Source organism: Micromonospora sp. BRA006-A, assembly GCF_033433935.1.
In the GTDB taxonomy this organism is placed as follows: Bacteria; Actinomycetota; Actinomycetes; order Mycobacteriales; family Micromonosporaceae; genus Micromonospora; species Micromonospora aurantiaca.
Genome location: NZ_JANCLW010000001.1, coordinates 277,093 through 295,661, shown reverse-complemented (window position 1 = coordinate 295,661; position 18,569 = coordinate 277,093). Strand labels below are relative to the sequence as shown.

Annotated in this window: 21 protein-coding genes; 14 read left to right on the top strand and 7 right to left on the bottom strand. The window is 71.9% G+C overall.

The genetic code is table 11. The features are described from left to right. From NMK34_RS01555 to NMK34_RS01535, 5 genes are read right to left on the bottom strand one after another with little or no spacing between them, the layout of a single operon-like run. Positions 1-1,347, bottom strand: coding sequence for a sensor histidine kinase (locus tag NMK34_RS01555; protein ID WP_318331917.1), 1,347 nt, complete (start codon positions 1,345-1,347; stop codon positions 1-3). Next, complete coding sequence (locus NMK34_RS01550) at positions 1,344-2,357, bottom strand: SpoIIE family protein phosphatase (protein WP_318336247.1); 1,014 nt, start codon at positions 2,355-2,357, stop codon at positions 1,344-1,346. Before NMK34_RS01550 ends, NMK34_RS01555 begins: the two co-directional genes overlap by 4 nt. Further along, positions 2,354-2,773 carry an ATP-binding protein gene (locus tag NMK34_RS01545; protein WP_121684395.1) on the bottom strand — a complete coding sequence of 140 codons (420 nt, stop codon included), beginning with the start codon at positions 2,771-2,773 and terminating at the stop codon, positions 2,354-2,356. The genes NMK34_RS01550 and NMK34_RS01545 overlap by 4 nt, the downstream gene beginning before the upstream one ends. Continuing rightward, positions 2,770-3,180 carry an STAS domain-containing protein gene (locus NMK34_RS01540; RefSeq protein WP_135242833.1) on the bottom strand — a complete coding sequence of 137 codons (411 nt, stop codon included), beginning with the start codon at positions 3,178-3,180 and terminating at the stop codon, positions 2,770-2,772. Before NMK34_RS01540 ends, NMK34_RS01545 begins: the two co-directional genes overlap by 4 nt. Then, entirely contained in the window at positions 3,180-4,040 is an 861-nt protein-coding gene (locus NMK34_RS01535; RefSeq protein ID WP_318331916.1) for an STAS domain-containing protein, read from the bottom strand. The genes NMK34_RS01540 and NMK34_RS01535 overlap by 1 nt, the downstream gene beginning before the upstream one ends. A gap of 159 nt (positions 4,041-4,199) precedes the next feature. On the opposite strand from NMK34_RS01535, the gene NMK34_RS01530 reads away from it, so the two are divergent. Further along, positions 4,200-4,556 (top strand): STAS domain-containing protein, encoded by a 357-nt coding sequence (locus tag NMK34_RS01530; protein WP_135242831.1) that lies wholly within the window; start codon positions 4,200-4,202, stop codon positions 4,554-4,556. A 10-nt stretch (positions 4,557-4,566) separates the two neighbouring features. Here NMK34_RS01530 and NMK34_RS01525 read toward each other — a convergent pair whose 3' ends face one another. Next, a complete protein-coding gene (locus tag NMK34_RS01525) occupies positions 4,567-5,835 on the bottom strand; it encodes an MFS transporter (protein WP_318331915.1) in 1,269 nt (422 codons plus the stop codon). Positions 5,836-5,884: 49 nt separating this feature from the next. On the opposite strand from NMK34_RS01525, the gene NMK34_RS01520 reads away from it, so the two are divergent. The 8 genes from NMK34_RS01520 to NMK34_RS01485 all read left to right on the top strand — a co-directional run bounded on the left by NMK34_RS01520 (position 5,885) and on the right by NMK34_RS01485 (position 12,353). Beyond that, complete coding sequence (locus NMK34_RS01520) at positions 5,885-6,577, top strand: FadR/GntR family transcriptional regulator (RefSeq protein WP_318331914.1); 693 nt, start codon at positions 5,885-5,887, stop codon at positions 6,575-6,577. A 113-nt stretch (positions 6,578-6,690) separates the two neighbouring features. Further along, entirely contained in the window at positions 6,691-8,073 is a 1,383-nt protein-coding gene (tnpB, locus tag NMK34_RS01515) for an IS607 family element RNA-guided endonuclease TnpB (protein WP_318331913.1), read from the top strand. Positions 8,074-8,121: 48 nt separating this feature from the next. Further along, positions 8,122-8,592: a large conductance mechanosensitive channel protein MscL gene (gene mscL, locus NMK34_RS01510; RefSeq protein ID WP_187690944.1), complete on the top strand. Its 471-nt coding sequence runs from the start codon at positions 8,122-8,124 to the stop codon at positions 8,590-8,592. A 77-nt stretch (positions 8,593-8,669) separates the two neighbouring features. Beyond that, positions 8,670-8,918 (top strand): hypothetical protein, encoded by a 249-nt coding sequence (locus NMK34_RS01505; protein ID WP_026268772.1) that lies wholly within the window; start codon positions 8,670-8,672, stop codon positions 8,916-8,918. A gap of 29 nt (positions 8,919-8,947) precedes the next feature. Further along, positions 8,948-9,313 (top strand): hypothetical protein, encoded by a 366-nt coding sequence (locus tag NMK34_RS01500; RefSeq protein ID WP_318331912.1) that lies wholly within the window; start codon positions 8,948-8,950, stop codon positions 9,311-9,313. Positions 9,314-9,548: 235 nt separating this feature from the next. Beyond that, on the top strand, positions 9,549-9,842 hold the full coding sequence (locus tag NMK34_RS01495) for a hypothetical protein (RefSeq protein WP_318331911.1): 294 nt from the start codon (positions 9,549-9,551) through the stop codon (positions 9,840-9,842). Beyond that, positions 9,839-10,462 carry an RNA polymerase sigma factor gene (locus NMK34_RS01490; protein ID WP_318331910.1) on the top strand — a complete coding sequence of 208 codons (624 nt, stop codon included), beginning with the start codon at positions 9,839-9,841 and terminating at the stop codon, positions 10,460-10,462. The genes NMK34_RS01495 and NMK34_RS01490 overlap by 4 nt, the downstream gene beginning before the upstream one ends. Further along, a complete protein-coding gene (locus tag NMK34_RS01485; RefSeq protein WP_318331909.1) occupies positions 10,449-12,353 on the top strand; it encodes an EAL domain-containing protein in 1,905 nt (634 codons plus the stop codon). Before NMK34_RS01490 ends, NMK34_RS01485 begins: the two co-directional genes overlap by 14 nt. A gap of 102 nt (positions 12,354-12,455) precedes the next feature. Here the strand turns inward: NMK34_RS01485 and NMK34_RS01480 are convergent, their stop codons facing one another. Then, the gene (locus NMK34_RS01480) at positions 12,456-13,670 is read right to left on the bottom strand and encodes a benzoate/H(+) symporter BenE family transporter (protein ID WP_318331908.1); all 1,215 of its coding nucleotides are present in this window, start codon (positions 13,668-13,670) and stop codon (positions 12,456-12,458) included. A gap of 58 nt (positions 13,671-13,728) precedes the next feature. On the opposite strand from NMK34_RS01480, the gene NMK34_RS01475 reads away from it, so the two are divergent. The 5 genes from NMK34_RS01475 (at position 13,729) to NMK34_RS01455 (ending at position 18,422) form a co-directional block, all read left to right on the top strand. Continuing rightward, positions 13,729-14,292 (top strand): XRE family transcriptional regulator, encoded by a 564-nt coding sequence (locus tag NMK34_RS01475; protein ID WP_318331907.1) that lies wholly within the window; start codon positions 13,729-13,731, stop codon positions 14,290-14,292. A gap of 93 nt (positions 14,293-14,385) precedes the next feature. Next, a complete protein-coding gene (locus NMK34_RS01470; protein ID WP_013283512.1) occupies positions 14,386-15,105 on the top strand; it encodes a PP2C family protein-serine/threonine phosphatase in 720 nt (239 codons plus the stop codon). A gap of 52 nt (positions 15,106-15,157) precedes the next feature. Then, positions 15,158-16,357 (top strand): enhanced intracellular survival protein Eis, encoded by a 1,200-nt coding sequence (gene eis, locus NMK34_RS01465; protein ID WP_318331906.1) that lies wholly within the window; start codon positions 15,158-15,160, stop codon positions 16,355-16,357. A gap of 39 nt (positions 16,358-16,396) precedes the next feature. Continuing rightward, entirely contained in the window at positions 16,397-17,146 is a 750-nt protein-coding gene (locus NMK34_RS01460; RefSeq protein WP_318331905.1) for a ZIP family zinc transporter, read from the top strand. 127 nt (positions 17,147-17,273) lie between these two features. After that, entirely contained in the window at positions 17,274-18,422 is a 1,149-nt protein-coding gene (locus NMK34_RS01455) for a hypothetical protein (RefSeq protein WP_318336246.1), read from the top strand. Positions 18,423-18,569 lie beyond the last annotated feature (147 nt).

Here is an 18,569-nt window from a genome sequence, read left to right as displayed (position 1 = left end):
TCACGCTCCGCCCGCGGGGAGGGCAACTGTGAACGTGCTGCCCCGGCCGGCTTCGCTGGTCAGCTCCAGCGTCCCGCCGAGCAGCGTGACCAGCCGTCGCGCGTACGGCAGACCGAGCCCGGTGCCGCCGACCCGGGTCGTGCCGGGCACCTGGTAGAACTCCTCGAAGATCCGTTCGTGCAGTTCCGGCGGGATGCCCACGCCGGTGTCGGTGACCGACAGCGTCCACTGGTCGCCGCGGCGCTCGGCGCGCAGGCGCACCTCGCCGCGCTCGGTGAACTTCAGTCCGTTGTGCAGCAGGTTGCGCAGCACCTGGGCGAGCAGCACCTCGTCCGAGCGCACAGTGGCCGGGGCCGGCGGTTCCTCGACCACCAGCTCCACCTCGGGGCGGGAGGCGAGCGCGCGCAGCGTGCCGCGCAACTGCCCGAACACGGCGCGCAGGTCGACGTCGGACCAGTCCGGCTCGATCCGGCCCGACTCCGCCTTGGCCAGGTCGAGCAGCTCGTTGACCAGCCCCAGCAGGTCGCCCGCCGAGGAGCGGATCAGCCCCACCTGGCGGGCCTGTTCGCCGGTGAGCGGGTCGGAGGCGGAGTCGGCCAGCAGCCGGGCCAGGCCGATGATCGCGGTGACCGGGGCGCGCAGCTCGTGGCTGACGTTCGCCAGGAACCGGCTCTTCGACTCGCTGGCGGCCCGCAGCTGGGCGGACTTCTCGTCCAGCTCGGCGTAGAGCGCCACCACGCCGCGGTTGGTCTCCTCCAGCTCCTCGGTGAGCTGGTTGTAGAGCGCCATCACACCGTGGTTGGTCTCCTGGAGTTCGGAGTTCAGCACCGCCAGCTCGTCGCGCTGGCTGCGTACCTCGTCGAGGGCGGCGATGAGCTGCGCGTTCTGGGCGGCCAGCTCGTCCAGCGCGGAACCCGGGGCGCGCTCGGCCAGCTCGGCACGAAGCTCGGCGGCGCGATCAGCCGTCAGCTCCTCGGCGTGGTCGGGCACTCGTCGGGACATCCTCACGACCGTATCGCCCTCGACGGCCACGACCCGCAACGTGTCCACCAGACGCGCGACGGCACCGGACTGCGGCTCGTACCGTCCGCCGGGGAGCGGGCGCAGCGGCGACAGGTCCACCTGGAGGACCCGGCGGCCCACGGCGTCGCGGTCGAGCGCGAACGTGACGTCCGCGCCGTCGGCCCCGTGCAACAGTTCCCGGGCCACCTCGCTCAGCGCGGTGGCGATCCGTACCTGATCCTGGTGCTCCAGCCCGACCGCCGCGGCCACCTCCCGGCCCCGCTGCCGGACCAGGAAGATGTCCTGCTCCACCCGGAGCGCGAGGTGCAGGAGGGGTTCGGTCATGCCGCCCCCCGGGCCACCAGGACGCAGGCGTCGTCGCGGCGGACACCGGCGTCACGCAGCAGCGTCGCGGCGGCCAGCAGCGGGTTGCGCCCGGCGAGCCCGGGATAGTCGTCCAGATCCCAGCGATCCACCACCCCGTCACTGTGCATGACCAGGGTGGCGTCGCGCGAGAAGGGGTAGTCGTACCCGCGGATCACGGGGCGCTGGTGCCCCGCGATGCCCGGCAGCGAGACCAGCCCGCGCCGCCGCTCGCCCGGCGCGACGATCATCGCGGCGATGTTGCCGAGCCCCGCGTAGCGGAGCAGTCCGGCGGCCGGATCCGGTTCGGCCACCGCGAGCGCGGCACCCCGGGTGTGCGACATGGCGGCGTGCAGGTGCCGTACCACGACGTCCGGCGGCCCGTCCGGCGCGGAGCGGAACGCGGACACGGCGGCACCTGTGGCGGCGGCGGCGAGCGGTCCGTGGCCCAGCCCGTCGGAGACCAGCACCTGCCGCCGGCCGTCGACCTGGCGGACCGCGTACCCGTCGCCGCTGGTCTGCTCGCCGGTGATCGGACGGGCCAGCCCGGCCGCCCAGTCCGGCTCCGGCGGTACGCCGTCATAGACCTGGACGGCCAGGGCCGTGCCCCGGCCCGGCGTCGAGTAGCCGTCGAACCGGCTCGACTGCCGGGCGATCGCGCCGAGCCCGATGCCGAGCGTGCCGGCGGTGGAGTGTCCGTCGACGGAGGAGAGCGTGAGGTCGGCCATGCCGGGGCCGGAGTCGATGGCCACCAGCTCCACCCCGGCCCGGCCGCCCCGGCGCGCGGGGCGCATCAGGAGCGCGCCCTCGCGGGCGTGCTTGACCAGGTTGCTGGTGATCTCGGCGGTGACGATTGCCAGGTCCGCGACGCGCGACGTGCTCAGTTCGAGCTGCCGGCCGAGACGTTCGGCCGCCCGGCGTACGCTGCCGGCGGTAGCGCCGGTGTCGACCCGGAACCAGATTCCGTGGTCGGGCACCACGTCGGCGGTCATCGCGACCACTTGGTGACGGTGATCCGCGTCCCCTCGCCGACAGCCGTGCGGATGTCGAAGTCGTCGACGAGCCGGCGGGCGCCGCTCAGTCCCAGGCCCAGCCCGCCGCCGGTGGTGTAGCCGTCGGTGAGCGCCAGGTCGAGGTCGGGGATGCCCGGCCCCTCGTCGGCGAAGACGATCCGCACGCCGCGCCGGCGGCCGTCGGAGACGGTGCTCACCTCGGCGCTGCCCCCACCGCCGTAGATCAGCGTGTTGCGGGCCAGCTCGCTGGCGGCGGTGACGAGCTTCGTCTGGTCGACCAGGGAGAGCCGGACCGCGACGGCGGTGGTACGCACCAACTGCCGGACCCGCACCACGTCCTCGTCGCTGCGGATCGCCTGGGTCGCCGGCACACCCAGGTCGACGCCCGTGGTCATGCCGTCGCCGTCGTCTCGGTGTCCTCGTCGTCGGCCGCCTCGTCCCACTCGTCGGCCCGGCTGGCCGCGATCAGCTCCATGCCGCGCTCGACGTTCAGCGCGGTACGGATGCCGTTGAGCGACAGCCCCAGCTCGACCAGGGTGATGGCGACGGCCGGGCGCATGCCGACCACCACCGTCTCGGCGTCCAGCACCTTGGAGATGGACGCGATGGTGGACAGCATCCGGCCGACGAAGGAGTCGACGATGTCAAGCGCCGTGATGTCGATGATCACGCCGTGGCAGCCGGTGGCGACGATCCGCTCGGCGAGGTCCTCCTGCAACTGGATCGCCGTCTGGTCGGACATGTCGACCTGGATGGAGACCAGCAGGATGTCGCCGATCTTGAGGATCGGCACCCGTTCCATCAGGACTCCCGCCGCGGGCGGCGAGCGGTGGTCTCGACCCCGGTCAGGCGCAGCACGTGGCGCAGCGCGTCGGCGAGGCTCGCCTTGGTGGCGATGTCGCCGAACTCGATGCCGAGGGCGACGATCGTCTGGGCGATCTGCGGGCGGATGCCGGAGATGATGCAGTCGGCACCCATCAGACGGGCGGCCACCACGGTCTTGAGGATGTGCTGCGCGACCTGCGTGTCCACCGCCGGTACGCCGGTGATGTCGATGATCGCGTACGGCGAGCCGGTGTCGACGAGCGTCTGCAGCAGCCGCTCCATCACCACCTGGGCGCGGGCCGAGTCCAGCGTCCCGACCAGCGGGACGGCGACGACGCCCTCCCAGAGCTTGACCACCGGGGTGGACAGCTCCAGCAGCTGCTCCGCCTGGTCGGCGATCAGGCTCTCCCGGGCGCGGACGAACGTCTCGAAGGTGAACAGGCCCATCTGGTCGACGAGCGCGGAGAAGGAGACGAAGTCGCGGAGGGTCTCGTCGCCCTTCTCCTCCTCCATCAGCTCCAGCAGGGCGTCCTTGAGCGCGAACACGCTGATCGCGGTCTCGGTGGCGGAGAATCCCTGGCGGGCCCGGTTGGTGGACAGCTCGGACAGCACCGCCCGCAGCTCACCGCCGTGCTCGCCGGCCAGGTCGGAGACGCCATGGCGGCCGGCGTCGATCAGCGCGCGGTGCAGTTCCTGGACCTGACGGGCCAGCTCGGCCCGGCTCAGGCGACCGCGCAGCGAACTGGCGACGATCTCCGTCCAGCGGTTGGTCAGCCGGTCCGTGTGCTGACTGAGCAGGTGGGCGAGCCGACCACCCTGTTCGGCGCTCAACGCCATGCTGACCTCCCTGATTTGGACGGGCGGACTCTATCACCGGAGGCTGACGCGGTACTTGTCGCGGAGCAAAGAATGATCGACCGCACCCGTGACCGCTCCCGTTCTGCGCGTCGCGCCCATCGTGGGATACCGTTTCCCCCGAACACAGGAGGTCGACGAATGTCCTTGACGGTGCACACGGAACAGCGCGGCGACGTGGTCGTCGTGTCGGTCGCGGGCGAGCTGGACATGGCCACGGCACCGCAACTCCAGGACCAGATCACGGATCTGCTGGACAAGGGGCGCAGCCGCCTCGTCTTCGACCTGGCCGAGGTCTCGTTCTGCGACTCCACCGGCCTGTCGGTGTTCGTCCGGGCGAAGAACAACTGCGACGAGGTCGGCGGCGTGGTCCGGCTGGCCGCCCCGCAGCGCGGTGTGCTGCGCATCCTCGAGGTCAGCGGCCTGGTCGAGGTGCTGCACACGTACCCGACGGTCGAGCAGGCCGTCGCGGGCGATCCCACCCCGGCCTCCTCCTGACCGATCCCGCTCAGCGCTCGTCCTCGATGTAGCGGGGACGGGCGATCACCATGCCCGCCGCCGTCTGCACCGCCAGCGCCACCAGCAGGAAACCGATCGGGGCGGTCCAGCCGCCGGTCGCCTCGTAGAGGACGCCCACCAGCAGCGGTCCGAGCGCCGCGATCACGTACCCGGTGCTCTGCGCGAACGCGGACAGCGCCACGGTGCCCTCGGCGGTCCGGGCGCGCAGCCCGATCGTGGTCAGGATGAGCGGGAACGCGCCCTGGCCGAGCGCCAGCAGCAGCACCCACAGCGGCGCCAGGCCGCGCGGGGCGAGCGCCAGACCGGTGTACGCGGCGGCGGAGAACACGGTCAGCGACAGCACCAGCGGGCGCAGCGTGGCCAGCCGGCCGGCGAGCGCCGGCATCATCAGCGCCACCGGCACGCCCAGCGCGGTCACCCCGGCGAGCAGCAGCCCGGCCGCCTCCGGCCGGTAGCCGGCGTCCCGGAAGAGCTGGGCCAGCCAGCCCATGATCGCGTACCCGCTGAGCGACTGCGCCCCGAAGTACACCGCCATGGCCCAGCCGAGCCGGGTCCGGGCGGGCTGCACCCGGGCCGGGGCGGCGACGGCCACCGCCGGGGGCGCGTTCCGTCGCGCGGCGCGGGCCCGCAGCGCGAGCGGCACCCACGGGAGTACGGCCAGCGCCGCCAGCCCGGCCCAGATGCCGAGTCCGGCCCGCCAGGAGCCGAACGCGTGGGCGACCGGCACGGCGGCCGCGGCGGCCACCGTCGTGCCCACCGTCAGGGCCATCGTGTACGCCCCGGTGACCAGTCCGGTGCGGTGCGGGAAGTGCTGCTTGACGAGCATCGGCAGGAGGATGTTCGCCACCGCGATGCCGGCCAGCGCGAGCGCGCTGGTGAGCACGAAGACCGCAGCCGAGCCGGTGACCGCGCGCAGCACCTGCCCGGCGGTGAGCGCCAGCATGGCCAGCACCAGCACCCGGGGCGCGGCCCAGCGTCGGACCAGCCACGGGGTGAGCGCGCCCAGCCCGGCGAACGCGATGGTGGGCAGCGTGGTGACCAGGCCGGCCATCGCGCCGGAGAGTCCCAGCCCGACCCGGATCTCGTCGAGCAGGGCGCCGAGGCTGGTCACCGCGGCCCGCAGGTTCAGCGCGACGAGCAGCATCCCGGCGAGCACCAGCAGACCGCCGCGGACCGGGCCGGCCGCAGGGGCGGGGGCCGCCGCGGGGGTGACGCCCGGTGCGGGCACTGTCGCGGCGGGCGCAGGTGGCGGAGTCATGACCTCGAACCTACAATCATGGGATGAATTTCGGCACGAGGTGTAACCGGTGACACCCGCCCGGGATTCCGTCGCCGTGCCTCCGCGCGGTCACCGGGTCCGGCAGACGATCGAGCAGCTCCGGGAACGGATCCTCGGCGGCGAGTGGCCGGTGGGCGGGCGCATCCCCACCGAGCCGCAACTGGTCGCCGCGCTCGGCGTGGGACGGAACACGGTCCGCGAGGCGGTCCGGGCGCTCGTGCACGCCGGGGTGCTGGAGTGCCGGCAGGGCTCCGGCACCTACGTGGTGTCGACGGACGAGCTGGCGCCGGTGGTGGCCCGCCGGCTCACCGACGACCGGATGACCGAGGTGATCGAGGTCCGGCGCGCGTTCGAGGTGGAGGCGGCCCGGCTCGCCGCGCTGAGGCGTACCCCCGAGGACCTGGCGGCGCTCGACGGCGCGCTCGCGGCCCGTGAGGCCGCGTGGCGCGGCGGCCGGGTGGACGAGTTCGTCGAGGCGGACGCCGCGCTGCACACGGTCGTGGTGGCGGCCGCGCACAACGCCATGCTGGCCGAGCTGTACGCCTCGGTCGGCGCCGCGCTGCGCAGCACCGTGGCCCAGGCGATGGGCGAGGCGCTGACCCCGGAGCGGTACGTGGACCACGGCCGGCTGGTCGAGGCGATCCGGGCCGGCGACCCGCAGCGGGCGGCGATCGAAGCCGGTGCTTTTCTCGAAGGGCCCGCCGGGGGCAGCGGCTGCTGACGCACGCAAAATGTCACTGGCACCCGCTAGCTTCCTGACATGACGGGAGACCCGAAGGAGCAGGTAGTGGCCACGGCATCCTGGCCGGCGCCGTCACCTCCCGATGGTTCCGCGTGAAGACGATCCAGGCGTACCGATACGCCCTCGATCTCACCCCGATGCAGGAACGCGCAGCACTTGCGCACGCCGGTGCCGCCCGCGTGGCGCACAATTGGGCGCTCGCACGAGTCAGAGCAGTGATGTGTCAACGGGCCGCGGAGCGCACCTACGGCATCCCGGATAATCAACTCACCCCGGCGCTGTCGTGGTCGCTTCCAGGGCTGCGCAAGGAATGGAACGCCGCTAAGCGGCAGGTCGCCCCATGGTGGACGGAGTGCTCCAAAGAAGCGTTCAACACGGGTCTCGACGCACTCGCCCGAGCACTGAGGAACTGGACCCGTTCCCGCAGCGGGCACCGGGCCGGCCGACCCGCCGGTTTCCCCCGGTTCAAGTCCCGCCGACGCACTGCGCCGAGCGTTCGCTTCACCACTGGCACGATCCGGGTGGAGTTGGACCGGAAGCATATAGTGCTTCCACGGCTAGGCCGGCTGAAGCTACACGAGTCCGCCCGTAAGCTCGCCCGCCGCATCGACAGCGGGACCGCCCGAATCATGTCCGCCACCGTGCGCCGTGACGGCGGCCGGTGGCACGTGGCCTTCACCTGCGAGGTCGAGCGAACCGATCGCCGCCCGACCCAACCCCTGTCGGTGGTCGGTGTCGACCTTGGCATCAAGCATCTCGCGGTGCTCTCGACCGGTGAGAAGGCACCAAACCCCCAGCACCTGATTGGTGCACAGGCGCGGTTGCGGCGTTTCAGCCGGGCGCTGGCCCGAAAGGCCGGACCGGATCGGTGCGCCAGCCGCCACCCGTCCGGCCGGTGGGAACGGGCATCCGCCCGCCTTAGCCGGGCTCACGCACGGGTGAGAAACCTGCGTCGTGACGGGTTGCACAAGCTCACCACCCGCCTCGCCCGAGAACACGGCACGATCGTGCTAGAAGACCTCAACGTCGCCGGAATGCTGCGCAATCGACGGCTGGCGCGGCATATCGCCGATGCCGGTTTTGCCGAACTGCGCCGGCAACTGGCATACAAAGCTGAGTGGTACGGCGGCCAAATGATTCTGGCCGACCGCTGGTATCCCTCCTCGAAAACCTGCTCGGGTTGCGGTACGGCGAAAGCCAAGCTGGCCCTAGCCGAGCGGATCTACATCTGCACAAAGTGCGGCCTGGTGCTTGATAGAGATCTCAACGCTGCCCGCAATCTGGCCGCCCTAGTCGCGAGTCACACCACCGGGAGTGGTCCGGTGGCTGGACGTGGAGCCGACCGTAAGACCCAGCATGCTGGGCTGGTGGCAGTGAAGCGTCAACCCGGCGCCGCCTCAGCGGGTCAGACCGGGACCGTCCCGCCGCAAGGCAGGACTACCGATCGCGAGCTCACTAGAGCCGGCGATGGGTAACGGCATAGGTTGTCCCCGACGCAGACTCATCAGGGCACGGGAGTACGGATGCTCAAGGGCTTCAAAGACTTCATCATGCGCGGCAACGTCGTCGACCTGGCGGTCGGTGTCGTCATCGGCGCCGCGTTCACCGGCGTGGTGACCCAGCTCACCAAGTCGTTCCTGGAACCGCTGGTACGGGTGTTCATCGCGCTGATCACGGGCAGCAAGGACGGCCTCAGCGGCTCGACCCCGAAGTTCCGGGGCATCCCGTTCGACTGGGTGGCGTTCGTCAACGCGGCGATCACGTTCGTGCTCACCGCTGCGGCGCTGTACTTCCTCGTCGTCTATCCGATGAACAAGCTCGCCGAGCGGCGCAAGCGCGGCGAGGAGCCGCCGCCGTCGGCCCCGAGCGAGGAGGTCAAGCTGCTCACCGAGATCCGCGACGCACTGCTCGCCGGCAACCACGGCACCCCCGGCCAGCGCAGCGCCCTGGACGACGTGCTCGGCCGCCGGCAGGAGCCGCCCGCGCCGCGCTGACGCCATAGCCGATCGGCCCTCGCGGGAATCCCGCGGGGGCCGACGTGTATCGAACACATGTTCGATAGAGTCCAGGCATGGAGCAGCGCAGGCACTGGTGGAACGGGAAATGGGGACGCCTCGCCCGGCGTGACGTCTTCCTCCGGGTGGACGGCGACCGCTGGCACGTGGAGCAGCGGGCCGGCGGCGCCGAGGGGGTCTCCCGGTTCTACGAGCACGCCAGCGTCGAGGAGGCCGAGGAGACGGTCCGCGCGCTGCTGGACGGTACCGACACCTGGCGCGAGCTGTCCCCCCGCCCGCCGGGCGGCTGGGCCCCGTCCGTTTAGCGCCCGCGCGCCCCGGGAACCGCTTCTGCATGAGCCAGCAGCAGGACACCGTCTCCCGGGTCACCACCGGCATGCGGGTGGTCGACTCCGCAGGCGTCGAGGTGGGCACAGTCGATCTCGTGCAGCGCGGCGACCCGGCCGCGGTGACAGTGCAGGCGCCCGCCCCGGTCGACCCGGGCAGCAGCCTGGACGAGCTGATCGAGTCGGCGGCGGTCGAGGAGCCGGACGTACCGGCCGACCTGGCCGCCCGGCTGCTGCGCGACGGCTACCTCAAGGTCTCCACCGAGCTGGTCCGCACCGGCGCGGTCTACGTGCTGGCCGACCGCATCGCCGCGGTGAGCGACGGCGCGGTACGCCTCACCGTCCCGGCCGCGGAGCTGCCCGCCGAGGAGTGAGCCCCGGCAGAGGTGATGCATTTGTCACCCACGGTAATGAATGATCAATGCAAGTTGCCCCGAAAAGGCGCTCGCCAATCCACTTGCACAGCGTTCCAATGGCATGACTTTGCGCTCTGATCGCAGATGAATGCCTTGATCATTGATCTTCAAAAACATTGCGCGCGCTCACGTATCTACATCGACCCTCCGCCACGGATAGTTATTGGCGAACCAAGGGGGTCGAGGGGGAACGATGAACGAAGCGCTGGCGGAACCGCTCACCGGATACCAGGTGGTGGCCGTGGCTACAGCAGTCGCCGGAGTGGTCGCCGGCCTGGTGCGAGCCTATGTGGCATACCGGGCCCGGATAAACGAGGAACGCGAGGCGACGACACGCACCACAGCCCGGGTGACATGGCTGATTCGGCTCGCGGAGACCGACCATGACGTCGTGCGGATCGTGGAACGCGACCGCGACGGGCATCGAGAGGTCGAGCTGGGCGGACGCAGCGCGTCGAAGACCGAGGCCGTCGAGGAGGCGGCGTGACCGACATCAAGGGCACGGCCGCTCTGACACCGGGCTCCACCGACAGCGACGCTCTGCGCGAGGCGGAGGCAGCCCGCCTGAAAGCCCTCCACGACCGGGAGTTCGCCGAATTCGCCGAGAGCTCCTACTACCGGGTCGAACGGATTCTCAGGGCGACGTGCCGAGACCGTCAAGCGGTGGACGACGCCCTTCAGGAAGCGTATCTGCACGGCCGAGTCGAGTGGCCCAAGCTTCGCGAGCACGTCAAACCGGCCGGCTGGATCATCAGCACGGCCCGCTTCAAGATGCTGAAGGATCACGATCGGCGCCAGCGGGAAGCCGCGGTGGCGCCGGAAGACCTGCCACCGTCGTCCCACTCGGACATCGCGGACGTGTGGGAGGCGCAGGAGACGCTGCGAGGCTGGCTGCACCAGCTACCGGCACGGCACGCCGAAGTGTTCCAGATGTCGCGGGAGGGCTTCTCCAACCAGGAGATCGCAGGCATTCTCGGCCTGACCGAGAACAGTGTCCGCTCCTACAAGACCGCCGCCAGGAAGAGGCTGGGCGAACTGGCCGAGGAGGCAGGCTTCACCCGTTCGGAGCGCGACCGGCGTCAGGGGGCGGGCCGTGGACCTCGATGACATCCTGGCGCTGGCCGAGACCAGGCCCAGCCCTCTGGAACTCGCCCGCGCCCGCCGTGTCGCACGGACCGTGCAGAGTCAGTACGACCTCTCGCTGGCCGAGGGCTATGAGATCATCGTGGATACCGACCTCGTCGACCCGCTGACGTGGGACGCCGGCGAGGCCACCCGGGTGGCGCGCGCCGCCCAGCTCGCGAAGCGGGGCACGGTCACCTGGCTGGCCGGCGCCGGCCAGACGGAGCGTTCCGAGCGGCTCTCCTGGTCCGACGAGATGGCCATGATCGTCGGCCACGCGCCCGGAACGCTCCGCCTCACCCCACGGACGCTCTTCGACCTCGTCCACCCCGCTGATGTCGAGCGTGTCCTCGCCGCGGTGAGGACGGCGTGGGAGCAGAGCCGTCCCGACGAGATCGGTTTCCGGGTGGTCCAACCCGGAGGCAGCATCCGCCACGTGTCCTGCCACCTCGAGATCCTGACGGAGGCGGACCGGCCGGTCGGCGTCATCGCCACGGGCGAGGACGTCACCGCGCTCGAACTCGCCCGCCGGGAGCAACGTCGGCTCGCGATCCGCCGTCAGATGCTCGGCGCCGATCCGGCCGTACGGGACGTGCTCACCGGACTACAGACTCGGGGCTACGTCATCGACGAGGTCGACAGGGCGCGTCGCACGACCGGCGGCGCCCTGATCGTCGTGACGACCGAACCCGCCACCCGCATGCCTGACGCGCTCACCGACGAGGACCGGGACCAACTGACGGCTGACATCGCGCGGACCCTGCGCACAGTCGTCGGGCATGACGTGACCAGCGGCCTGGTGGGCTCCGGCTCGTGGGGCTTACTACTCGCCCGGCAGGAACAAGCGCGGACGGCGGAGAACCTGGCCGCGCAGATCGTCGACAAGTTCCGGAATCATCTCTTCAGCGTCCGCCAGAAGCCACTGCGGCTCAACATCTCGGCCGGTGTGGTCCATTTCGGCAGCGACATCCCGGACACCGGCTTCGACCTTCTCATCGACGGCGAGCACGCGGCCCGCGACGCACGCCGGAGCGCGACCGACGTCAAGGTCCTGGAGCATCCGGCCGCCGAGAGGGAGCGGACCGAGCGCTGCCGTTCGCGGATTCTGGGCGCTGTATCGACGAGCCGTTTCGCCCTGTACGCCCAGCCCATCATCGATCTCGCACTCAACCAGATCGCCCGTCACGAGATTCTGCTGCGGGTACGGAGTGACACCGGCGAGCCGGTCGCGCCGTGGGCTTTCCTCGACATGGCCGAGCGTGTGGGCGAGATCCTGTCCGTCGACAAATGGGTCATCGACCATGCTCTGGAATTGATCGGCCGCGGGGCTCAGACCTCCCACTATCAAGTCAACGTCTCCGGGAGATCGCTCGCCGATCCGGGGCTGCTCACCTTCGTCACCGAGGCGATCCATCGGCACAGCGTCAAGCCGGAGTGCCTGACATTCGAAATCACCGAGACCGCGCTGATCGAGAACCGGAACGAGGCCCTGACCTTCGCCAGGGGGATCAGAGAGATCGGGTGCCACCTCGCGCTCGACGACTTCGGCACCGGGTACGGCGCTCTCGCCCAACTGAAGTACCTGCCGGTGGACCTCGTCAAAATCGACGGAGCGTTCATCGTCGACCTCTGCCGATCCCCGGCGGACCAGGCTGTGGTGTCGGCGCTCGTCGAGCTGTGTCACACGCTCGGCATCCGTGTCGCCGCCGAGTACGTCCAGGACAAGGAGACGATGGACCTTCTGCGCGCAGCCGAGGTCGACTTCGCTCAGGGCTACCACATCGGGCGGCCGGCACCGATAACGGTGAGCCGGGAGGAAGTTCAGACGGTCGAACTCGAACTGCGGCTACCACCTCAGCAGACAGCGATGGGCTGAGCAACCGGGTGGGCGAGGCACGGAGGGCCCGCGTGAGAGCGGGCCCTGAGGCGGTTGCGGGAACCCTCACGGGCCTCCTGCGCACTCCAGGTTAACAGTTCGTCACCCGGTCCGGCCGGAAAGCGACGGGGCGGGTTCGGTCCGGGGCGGCTCGGCCGGCGGGGGTACGACCGCGCGGCGGCGGAACAGCAGCAGCATCAGCCAGCCCGCTACCAGTCCCCAGAACGCGCCACCCACCCCGAGCAGGCTCACCCCGGAGGCGGTGACCACGAACGTCACCACCGCCGCCTCCCGCGCGTCCGGCTGGGCGACCGCCGCCGTGACCGCTCCGGCCAGCGCGCCGAGCAGGGCGAGCCCGGCGACGGCCTCGACCAGCACCGGCGGGGAGAGCAGCACCAGGGCGGTCGCCACGCCGGCGCCCAGGCCGAGCAGGGCCAGGCCGATCCCGGCGGTGACCGAGGCGATCCAGCGCCGCTCCGGATCGGGGTGGGCGTCCGGGCCTGCGGCCAGCGCGGCGGTGATCGCGGCCAGGTTCACCGCGTGCCCGCCCGCCGGGGCGCCGAGTGCGGTGGCGAGCCCGGTCACCCGTAGCGCCGAGCCGAGCGGGGCCCGGTAGCCGTACCCGGCGAGCACCGCGGTGCCGGGCACGTTCTGGGCGGCCATGGTGACCAGGAACAGCGGCAGCGCGAGCCCGACGACTGCGGGCAGCGTCCAGGACGGCGCGGTGAACGCGACGACCGGTGCGACGTCCAGCCGGGCCGGCCCGGAGGTGGTGAGCGCGATCGCGACCACTGCCACGGCGAGCGCGCCCGGCACCGCCCAGCGGCGGGCGAACCGGTGCAGCAGGAGCCAGACCAGCACCACCGGCCCGGCCAGCCGGGGTACCTCGACCAGGGCGCGTACCGGTGCCGTACACAGCGGCAGCAGCACCCCGGCGAGCATGGCGGAGGCGATCGGAGCCGGGATCGCGGCGACCGCGCGGCCGAGCGCGGGGATCAGCCCCGCCGCGACGATCAGCAGGCCGGCGAGCAGGAAGGCGCCGACCGCCGCGGGCCAGCCGCCGGCGACCGGCCCGGTGGCCACGAGCAGCGCCGCGCCCGGCGTGGACCAGGCGATCGACAGCGGCAGCCGGTGCCGCAGGCCGAGCCAGACCGCGCAGGCGCCGCTGGCGACGCAGAGCGCGAGCAGGCCGGAGGCAGCCTGGTCCGGTTCGGCGCCGACCGCGCGCAGCCCGGCCAGGACGACAGTGAACGAGCTGGCGAAGCCGACCAGCGCGGTCACCACGCCGGCCAGGACGGGTTGGAGCCGACCCCCCATGCTCTCCTCCTCCGACCGTTCCGTTTACGGAACGGCACGGTGTAGCACGATAGCCCCCATGACAGCCGCCGCACCAGCCGACGACAGGGGCGCCCGAGAGGTCGGCCGGCGCATCCGCTCGCTCCGCACCGAGCGGGGCGTCTCCCTGTCCGAACTGGCCCGCCTCGCGGGCGTCGGCAAGGCCACGCTCTCCGGCCTGGAGAACGGCGTGCGCAACCCCCGGCTGGAGACCCTGTACGCGATCACCGCGCAGCTCGGCGTACCGCTGACCGCCGTGCTCGCCACACCCGACCACGCGCCGACCGTACGCGGGGCCGCGGTCGGCGCCACGCTGCTGGAGGTGTTCGACGACCGGGCGGCGACATACGAGCTGTACCGGATGCGGGTCGCGCCGGGGCCGGCGCAGCTCTCCCCCGCCCACTCCAGCGGCGTGACCGAACACGTGACGGTCTTCTCCGGTGTGCTCCGCGCCGGGCCGGTCGACGCCCCGCTGACCGCCGGTCCCGGGGGCTACCTGCGGTGGACCTCCGACGTCCCGCACACCTACGCGGCGGTGGGCGAGGAGGAGGTCCATGCGAGCCTCCTGCTGCGCTATCCTCGTCCGTCCACACCGGACAGTTGACGCATACCCAGGATGCAAGCTGATGACATTTCTTTCAGTAGACCCGCCACCGCGTAGAGACGCGGAGCCGTTCTTCTTGGCAAGCTTGTCGTCATGACGCTCATCCTCCGCTCGGCCATCCTCAACGACGTCGGCCTCGTCCGGACCAACAACGAGGACTCCGCCCTCGCCGGTGACCGCCTCGTGGCGGTGGCCGACGGCATGGGCGGGCTCCCCGCCGGCGAGGTGGCCAGCGAGATCGTCATCCGGATCCTGGACGAGCTGACGCCGCCCACCGGTGCCGACGAGGCGGCCGATGCGCTGCGCGCCGTCGTGAGCACCGCGAACCAGCGCATCCGCGCGGCCATCACGGTGGACCCGGCCCGCGACGGCATGGGTACGACGCTCACCGCCGCCCTGCTCGCCGGGGACACCCTGGTTCTGGCCCAGGTCGGCGACTCCCGCTGCTACCTGCTGCGCGACCACGAGCTGACCCAGCTCACCCGCGACGACACGTTCGTGCAGGCGCTCGTCGACCAGGGCGCGCTCTCCCGCGACCAGGCCCGGCACCACCCGCAGCGCTCGCTCGTCACCCGCGCGGTGCAGGGCTCCGACGCGCCACCCGCCGTCGGCGCGCTCACCGTCTTCCCCGGCGACCGGCTGCTGCTGTGCAGCGACGGCCTCTCCGACTACGTGGAGGACGCCGCCATCGCCGCGGCGCTCGCCACCTACGGGGACCGCCAGCAGTGCGGCGAGCAACTGGTGAAACTGGCCCACCAGGCCGGCGCGCCGGACAACGTGACTGTGGTCATCTCGGACGTCACCGAGGCGTGAGCGGGCCCCCTTTCCGGTTGCGGACCACGGCGGGTGCGGTTGGGATGAACGGATGCACATTCGCCGGCTGGCCGCCGATGAACGACTGACCACCAGCTTCCCGCTCCAGGCGTACGCGTTCGAGGCCTCGCCGATCGGCGCCACCCGGACCGACCAGTTCCGCGCGTACCTGCCGTACAACGCCGGGAACACGACGCTGGTGGCCGAGGAGGACGGGGTCACCGCGGCGGCCGTGTCGGCGATACCGATGCGGCAGAACCTGCGCGGCGCGGTCCTGCCGATGGCCGGTGTCGCGGGCGTGGCCACCCATCCGCTGGCCCGCCGGCGCGGCCACGTCCGCACGCTCATGCAGCAGCTCCTCGACGGCGTACGCGACGAGGGCCACCAGCTCACCGCACTGCACCCGTTCCGCGCCTCGTTCTACGAGCGCTTCGGCTACATCGGGCTGCCCCGGCGGCGCACCGCGATCTTCAACCCGGCGGACCTGGCGCCGCTGCTGCGCGCCGAGCTGCCCGACGAGCTGGTCTGGGAGCGGATCGGCGCGGGCTATCCGCGGTGGCGCGCGTACACCGAGCGGTGCCTGCGCGAACGCCACGGCTTCGCGGTCTTCCCGGACTTCCGGGCGGTAGGGCTACGCGACCGGGACGACCGCTGGCTGATCAGCGTGGTGCGCGGCGGCGAGACGGTCGGCGCGGTCACCTACCGCATCGACGACCACGCCGGCACGCTGTTCGCCGACGATCTGCTGGTCGACGACGCGTACGCCCGCGCGTCGGTGCTTCAGTTCTTCGCCCGGCACGTCGACCAGGTGGCCCGGATCAGCCTCCAGGTGACCCCCGACGAACTGCCCGAGCTGTGGCTCACCGACCTCGACGTGCAGGTGGAGGCGCGGGTGGCCCGGCCCGACCCGACCGCGCCGATGGCCCGGCTGCTCAGCCTGGACGCGCTCGCCGAGCAGCCGGTCGGGGTCGGCCGGGTACTGATCGAGGTCGTCGGCGACCGCTGGCTCGCCGGTCGGCACCTGCTCGACGGCACCACGGGCAAGCTCGCGGTGCTGCCCGCGCAGACCGCCGCCGAGGGCAGCGTGCCGACCGCGCGGCTCACCGCCGCCGGGCTGTCCGCCCTGGCGTACGGGGTGCTCGACCCGGCCGAGGTGGTCGTACGCGGGCTGGGTGAGGTGCCCGTGGACGCGGCCGGTGAGCTGCGCCGCCTCTTCCCCCGTGAACTGCCGCACCTGTTCGTCGACTTCTGACCCGGTTGACGACGCGCGCCCGGGGGTAGGGTCCAGCGCGTGCCGGAGTGGCTGGAAGCGGGATTCTGGGGCCTGCTCGCCGGGTCGGCCCTGCTGATCGGGGCGGCCGTCGGGTTCTTCGCGCGCGTACCGCGCCGGATGACCGCCTCGGTGATGGCGTTCGGGGCAGGTGTGCTGCTGTCCGCCGTCTCGTTCGAGCTGATCGACGAGGCGCACGAGCAGGGCGGCCTGCGGCCGGTGGTGATCGGTGCGGCGATCGGCGCGCTCGCGTACACCGGGGCGAACGTGCTGCTGGCCCGGCACGGCGCGCGGCACCGCAAGCGCTCCGGCGACGAGCAGCCCTCCGAGCGGGAACAGCCCGGCTCGGGGACGGCCATCGCGGTCGGCGCGCTGCTCGACGGCGTACCCGAATCGGTGGTGATCGGCGCGAGCCTGCTCGCAGGCGGCCCGGTCAGCCTGGTCACCGTCATCGCGGTGTTCCTCAGCAACGTGCCGGAAGGGCTGTCCAGCGCGGCCGGCATGCGCCAGGCCGGGCGTACCCGGCGCTACGTGTTCGGGCTGTGGACGGCCATCGCGTTGATCTCCGGTGCGGCGGCGCTGGCCGGGTACACGCTGCTGGGCGGCGCGCCGCCCGAGCTGCTGGCGACGATCACCGCGCTCGCCGCGGGCGCGATCCTCGCGATGATCACCGACACCATGGTCCCGGAGGCGTTCGCCGACGCGCACCTGCTGGTCGGGCTGATCACCGTGCTCGGTTTCCTCGTCGCGTTCGCGCTCTCGCACGCCTGACCGGCGCGCCCGGTCGCGGGTGCCGCTTTCACGTGGCCGCCGTCTCGGCGGCGGCTTAGCGGCAGGTTAAGGATCGTCCGTGGAGTCGTGCCGGGGCGGCCGGTCCTCCTAGCATCGGGCGGTGCGCGTGAAGTCGGCTGTCACTCTGCTCGTCCTCGCCCTGGCGACGGCGACGCTCCCCGCCTGCGGCGACGACGATCCGGCCGTCGCGCCCGCCGCCGACGCCGGCTCGTCGGCCCGTCCGGCAGCCGCCCCGGTCGCCTCCCCGAGCGGGCGGGCCGGTCTCGGCAGCGCCCGTCCGAGCCCCAGCCCTGCCACCGTCACGTTCCGCGCCGGCAATCCGGCCGGCCGGGCCGCCGTACCGGCCGAGGCGCGCCCGGTGGACACCTCGCGCCCGACCCGTACCGTCGGCAGCGGCACCCCGGCGAGCTGCACCTCGGAGGCGGTGGTGAAGGCCGTCGCGGCCGGTGGTCTGATCACCTTCGACTGCGGGCCCGCGCCGGTCACCATCACCATGAAGGCCACCGCGAAGGTGGTGAACTCGCACGGCCCGCGCGTCGTGCTGGACGGCGGTGGCACTGTCACGCTGAGCGGCGGCGGCAAGCGCCGGATCCTCTACATGAACACGTGCGACGAGGCGCAGGGCTGGACCACCTCGCACTGCCAGAACCAGGACCACCCACGGCTCACCGTGCAGAACCTGACGTTCGCCGACGGGGACGCCACGGGCGAGAAGACCGAGGGCGGCGGAGGCGGCGCGATCTTCGTACGCGGCGGGCGGTTCGCCGTGATCAACTCACGGTTCGTCGGCAACCGCTGCGACCGCACCGGCCCGGACCTCGGGGGCGCCGCACTGCGCGTGCTGAGCCAGTTCGAGAACAAGCCGGTGTACGTGGTGAGCAGTACCTTCACCGGCGGGGTGTGCGCCAACGGCGGGGCGCTGAGCAGCATCGGCGTCTCCTGGACGGTGCTGAACAGCGTCTTCCGCGACAACCGCGCGGTCGGCACGGGGGCGAACCCGGCCCGGGGCGGCACGCCGGGTGGCGGCAGTGGCGGCGCGATCTACTGCGACGGCAACGAGTTCGCGGTACGGATCGCCGGCACGGTGATCGAGGACAACAGCGCGAACGAGGGCGGCGGCGCGATCTTCTTCGTCAGCAACAACCGGACCGGCACCCTGAAGATCGACAGCAGCACCCTGCGGCGAAACCCCAGCCGAGGCTTCGAGACGAAGGGCCACCCCGGCATCTTCTTCCTGGGTGCCCAGATCTCCTGACCCGTCCCGCGCTGCCCCGCGCTGCCCCGCGCGGCTCGGCTCCGCCCGCCCGCCGGCCCGCCGGCCCGCCCGCCCGCCCCGTCGATCATGAAGTTAGCGGCCTCCCCGTCGGCGTGTCGCGCCGTCAACTTCATGATCAGCGGGCAA

Bases quoted from the DNA above. Each gene is read 5' to 3' on its own strand.
- NMK34_RS01555 (WP_318331917.1), bottom strand. From the start codon at position 1,347: ATGACCGAACCCCTCCTGCACCTCGCGCTCCGGGTGGAGCAGGACATC.
- NMK34_RS01550 (WP_318336247.1), bottom strand. From the start codon at position 2,357: ATGACCGCCGACGTGGTGCCCGACCACGGAATCTGGTTCCGGGTCGAC.
- NMK34_RS01545 (WP_121684395.1), bottom strand. From the start codon at position 2,773: ATGACCACGGGCGTCGACCTGGGTGTGCCGGCGACCCAGGCGATCCGC.
- NMK34_RS01540 (WP_135242833.1), bottom strand. From the start codon at position 3,180: ATGGAACGGGTGCCGATCCTCAAGATCGGCGACATCCTGCTGGTCTCC.
- NMK34_RS01535 (WP_318331916.1), bottom strand. From the start codon at position 4,040: ATGGCGTTGAGCGCCGAACAGGGTGGTCGGCTCGCCCACCTGCTCAGT.
- NMK34_RS01530 (WP_135242831.1), top strand. From the start codon at position 4,200: ATGTCCTTGACGGTGCACACGGAACAGCGCGGCGACGTGGTCGTCGTG.
- NMK34_RS01525 (WP_318331915.1), bottom strand. From the start codon at position 5,835: ATGACTCCGCCACCTGCGCCCGCCGCGACAGTGCCCGCACCGGGCGTC.
- mscL (WP_187690944.1), top strand. From the start codon at position 8,122: ATGCTCAAGGGCTTCAAAGACTTCATCATGCGCGGCAACGTCGTCGAC.
- NMK34_RS01505 (WP_026268772.1), top strand. From the start codon at position 8,670: ATGGAGCAGCGCAGGCACTGGTGGAACGGGAAATGGGGACGCCTCGCC.
- NMK34_RS01500 (WP_318331912.1), top strand. From the start codon at position 8,948: ATGAGCCAGCAGCAGGACACCGTCTCCCGGGTCACCACCGGCATGCGG.
- NMK34_RS01495 (WP_318331911.1), top strand. From the start codon at position 9,549: ATGAACGAAGCGCTGGCGGAACCGCTCACCGGATACCAGGTGGTGGCC.
- NMK34_RS01480 (WP_318331908.1), bottom strand. From the start codon at position 13,670: ATGGGGGGTCGGCTCCAACCCGTCCTGGCCGGCGTGGTGACCGCGCTG.
- NMK34_RS01475 (WP_318331907.1), top strand. From the start codon at position 13,729: ATGACAGCCGCCGCACCAGCCGACGACAGGGGCGCCCGAGAGGTCGGC.
- NMK34_RS01470 (WP_013283512.1), top strand. From the start codon at position 14,386: ATGACGCTCATCCTCCGCTCGGCCATCCTCAACGACGTCGGCCTCGTC.
- eis (WP_318331906.1), top strand. From the start codon at position 15,158: ATGCACATTCGCCGGCTGGCCGCCGATGAACGACTGACCACCAGCTTC.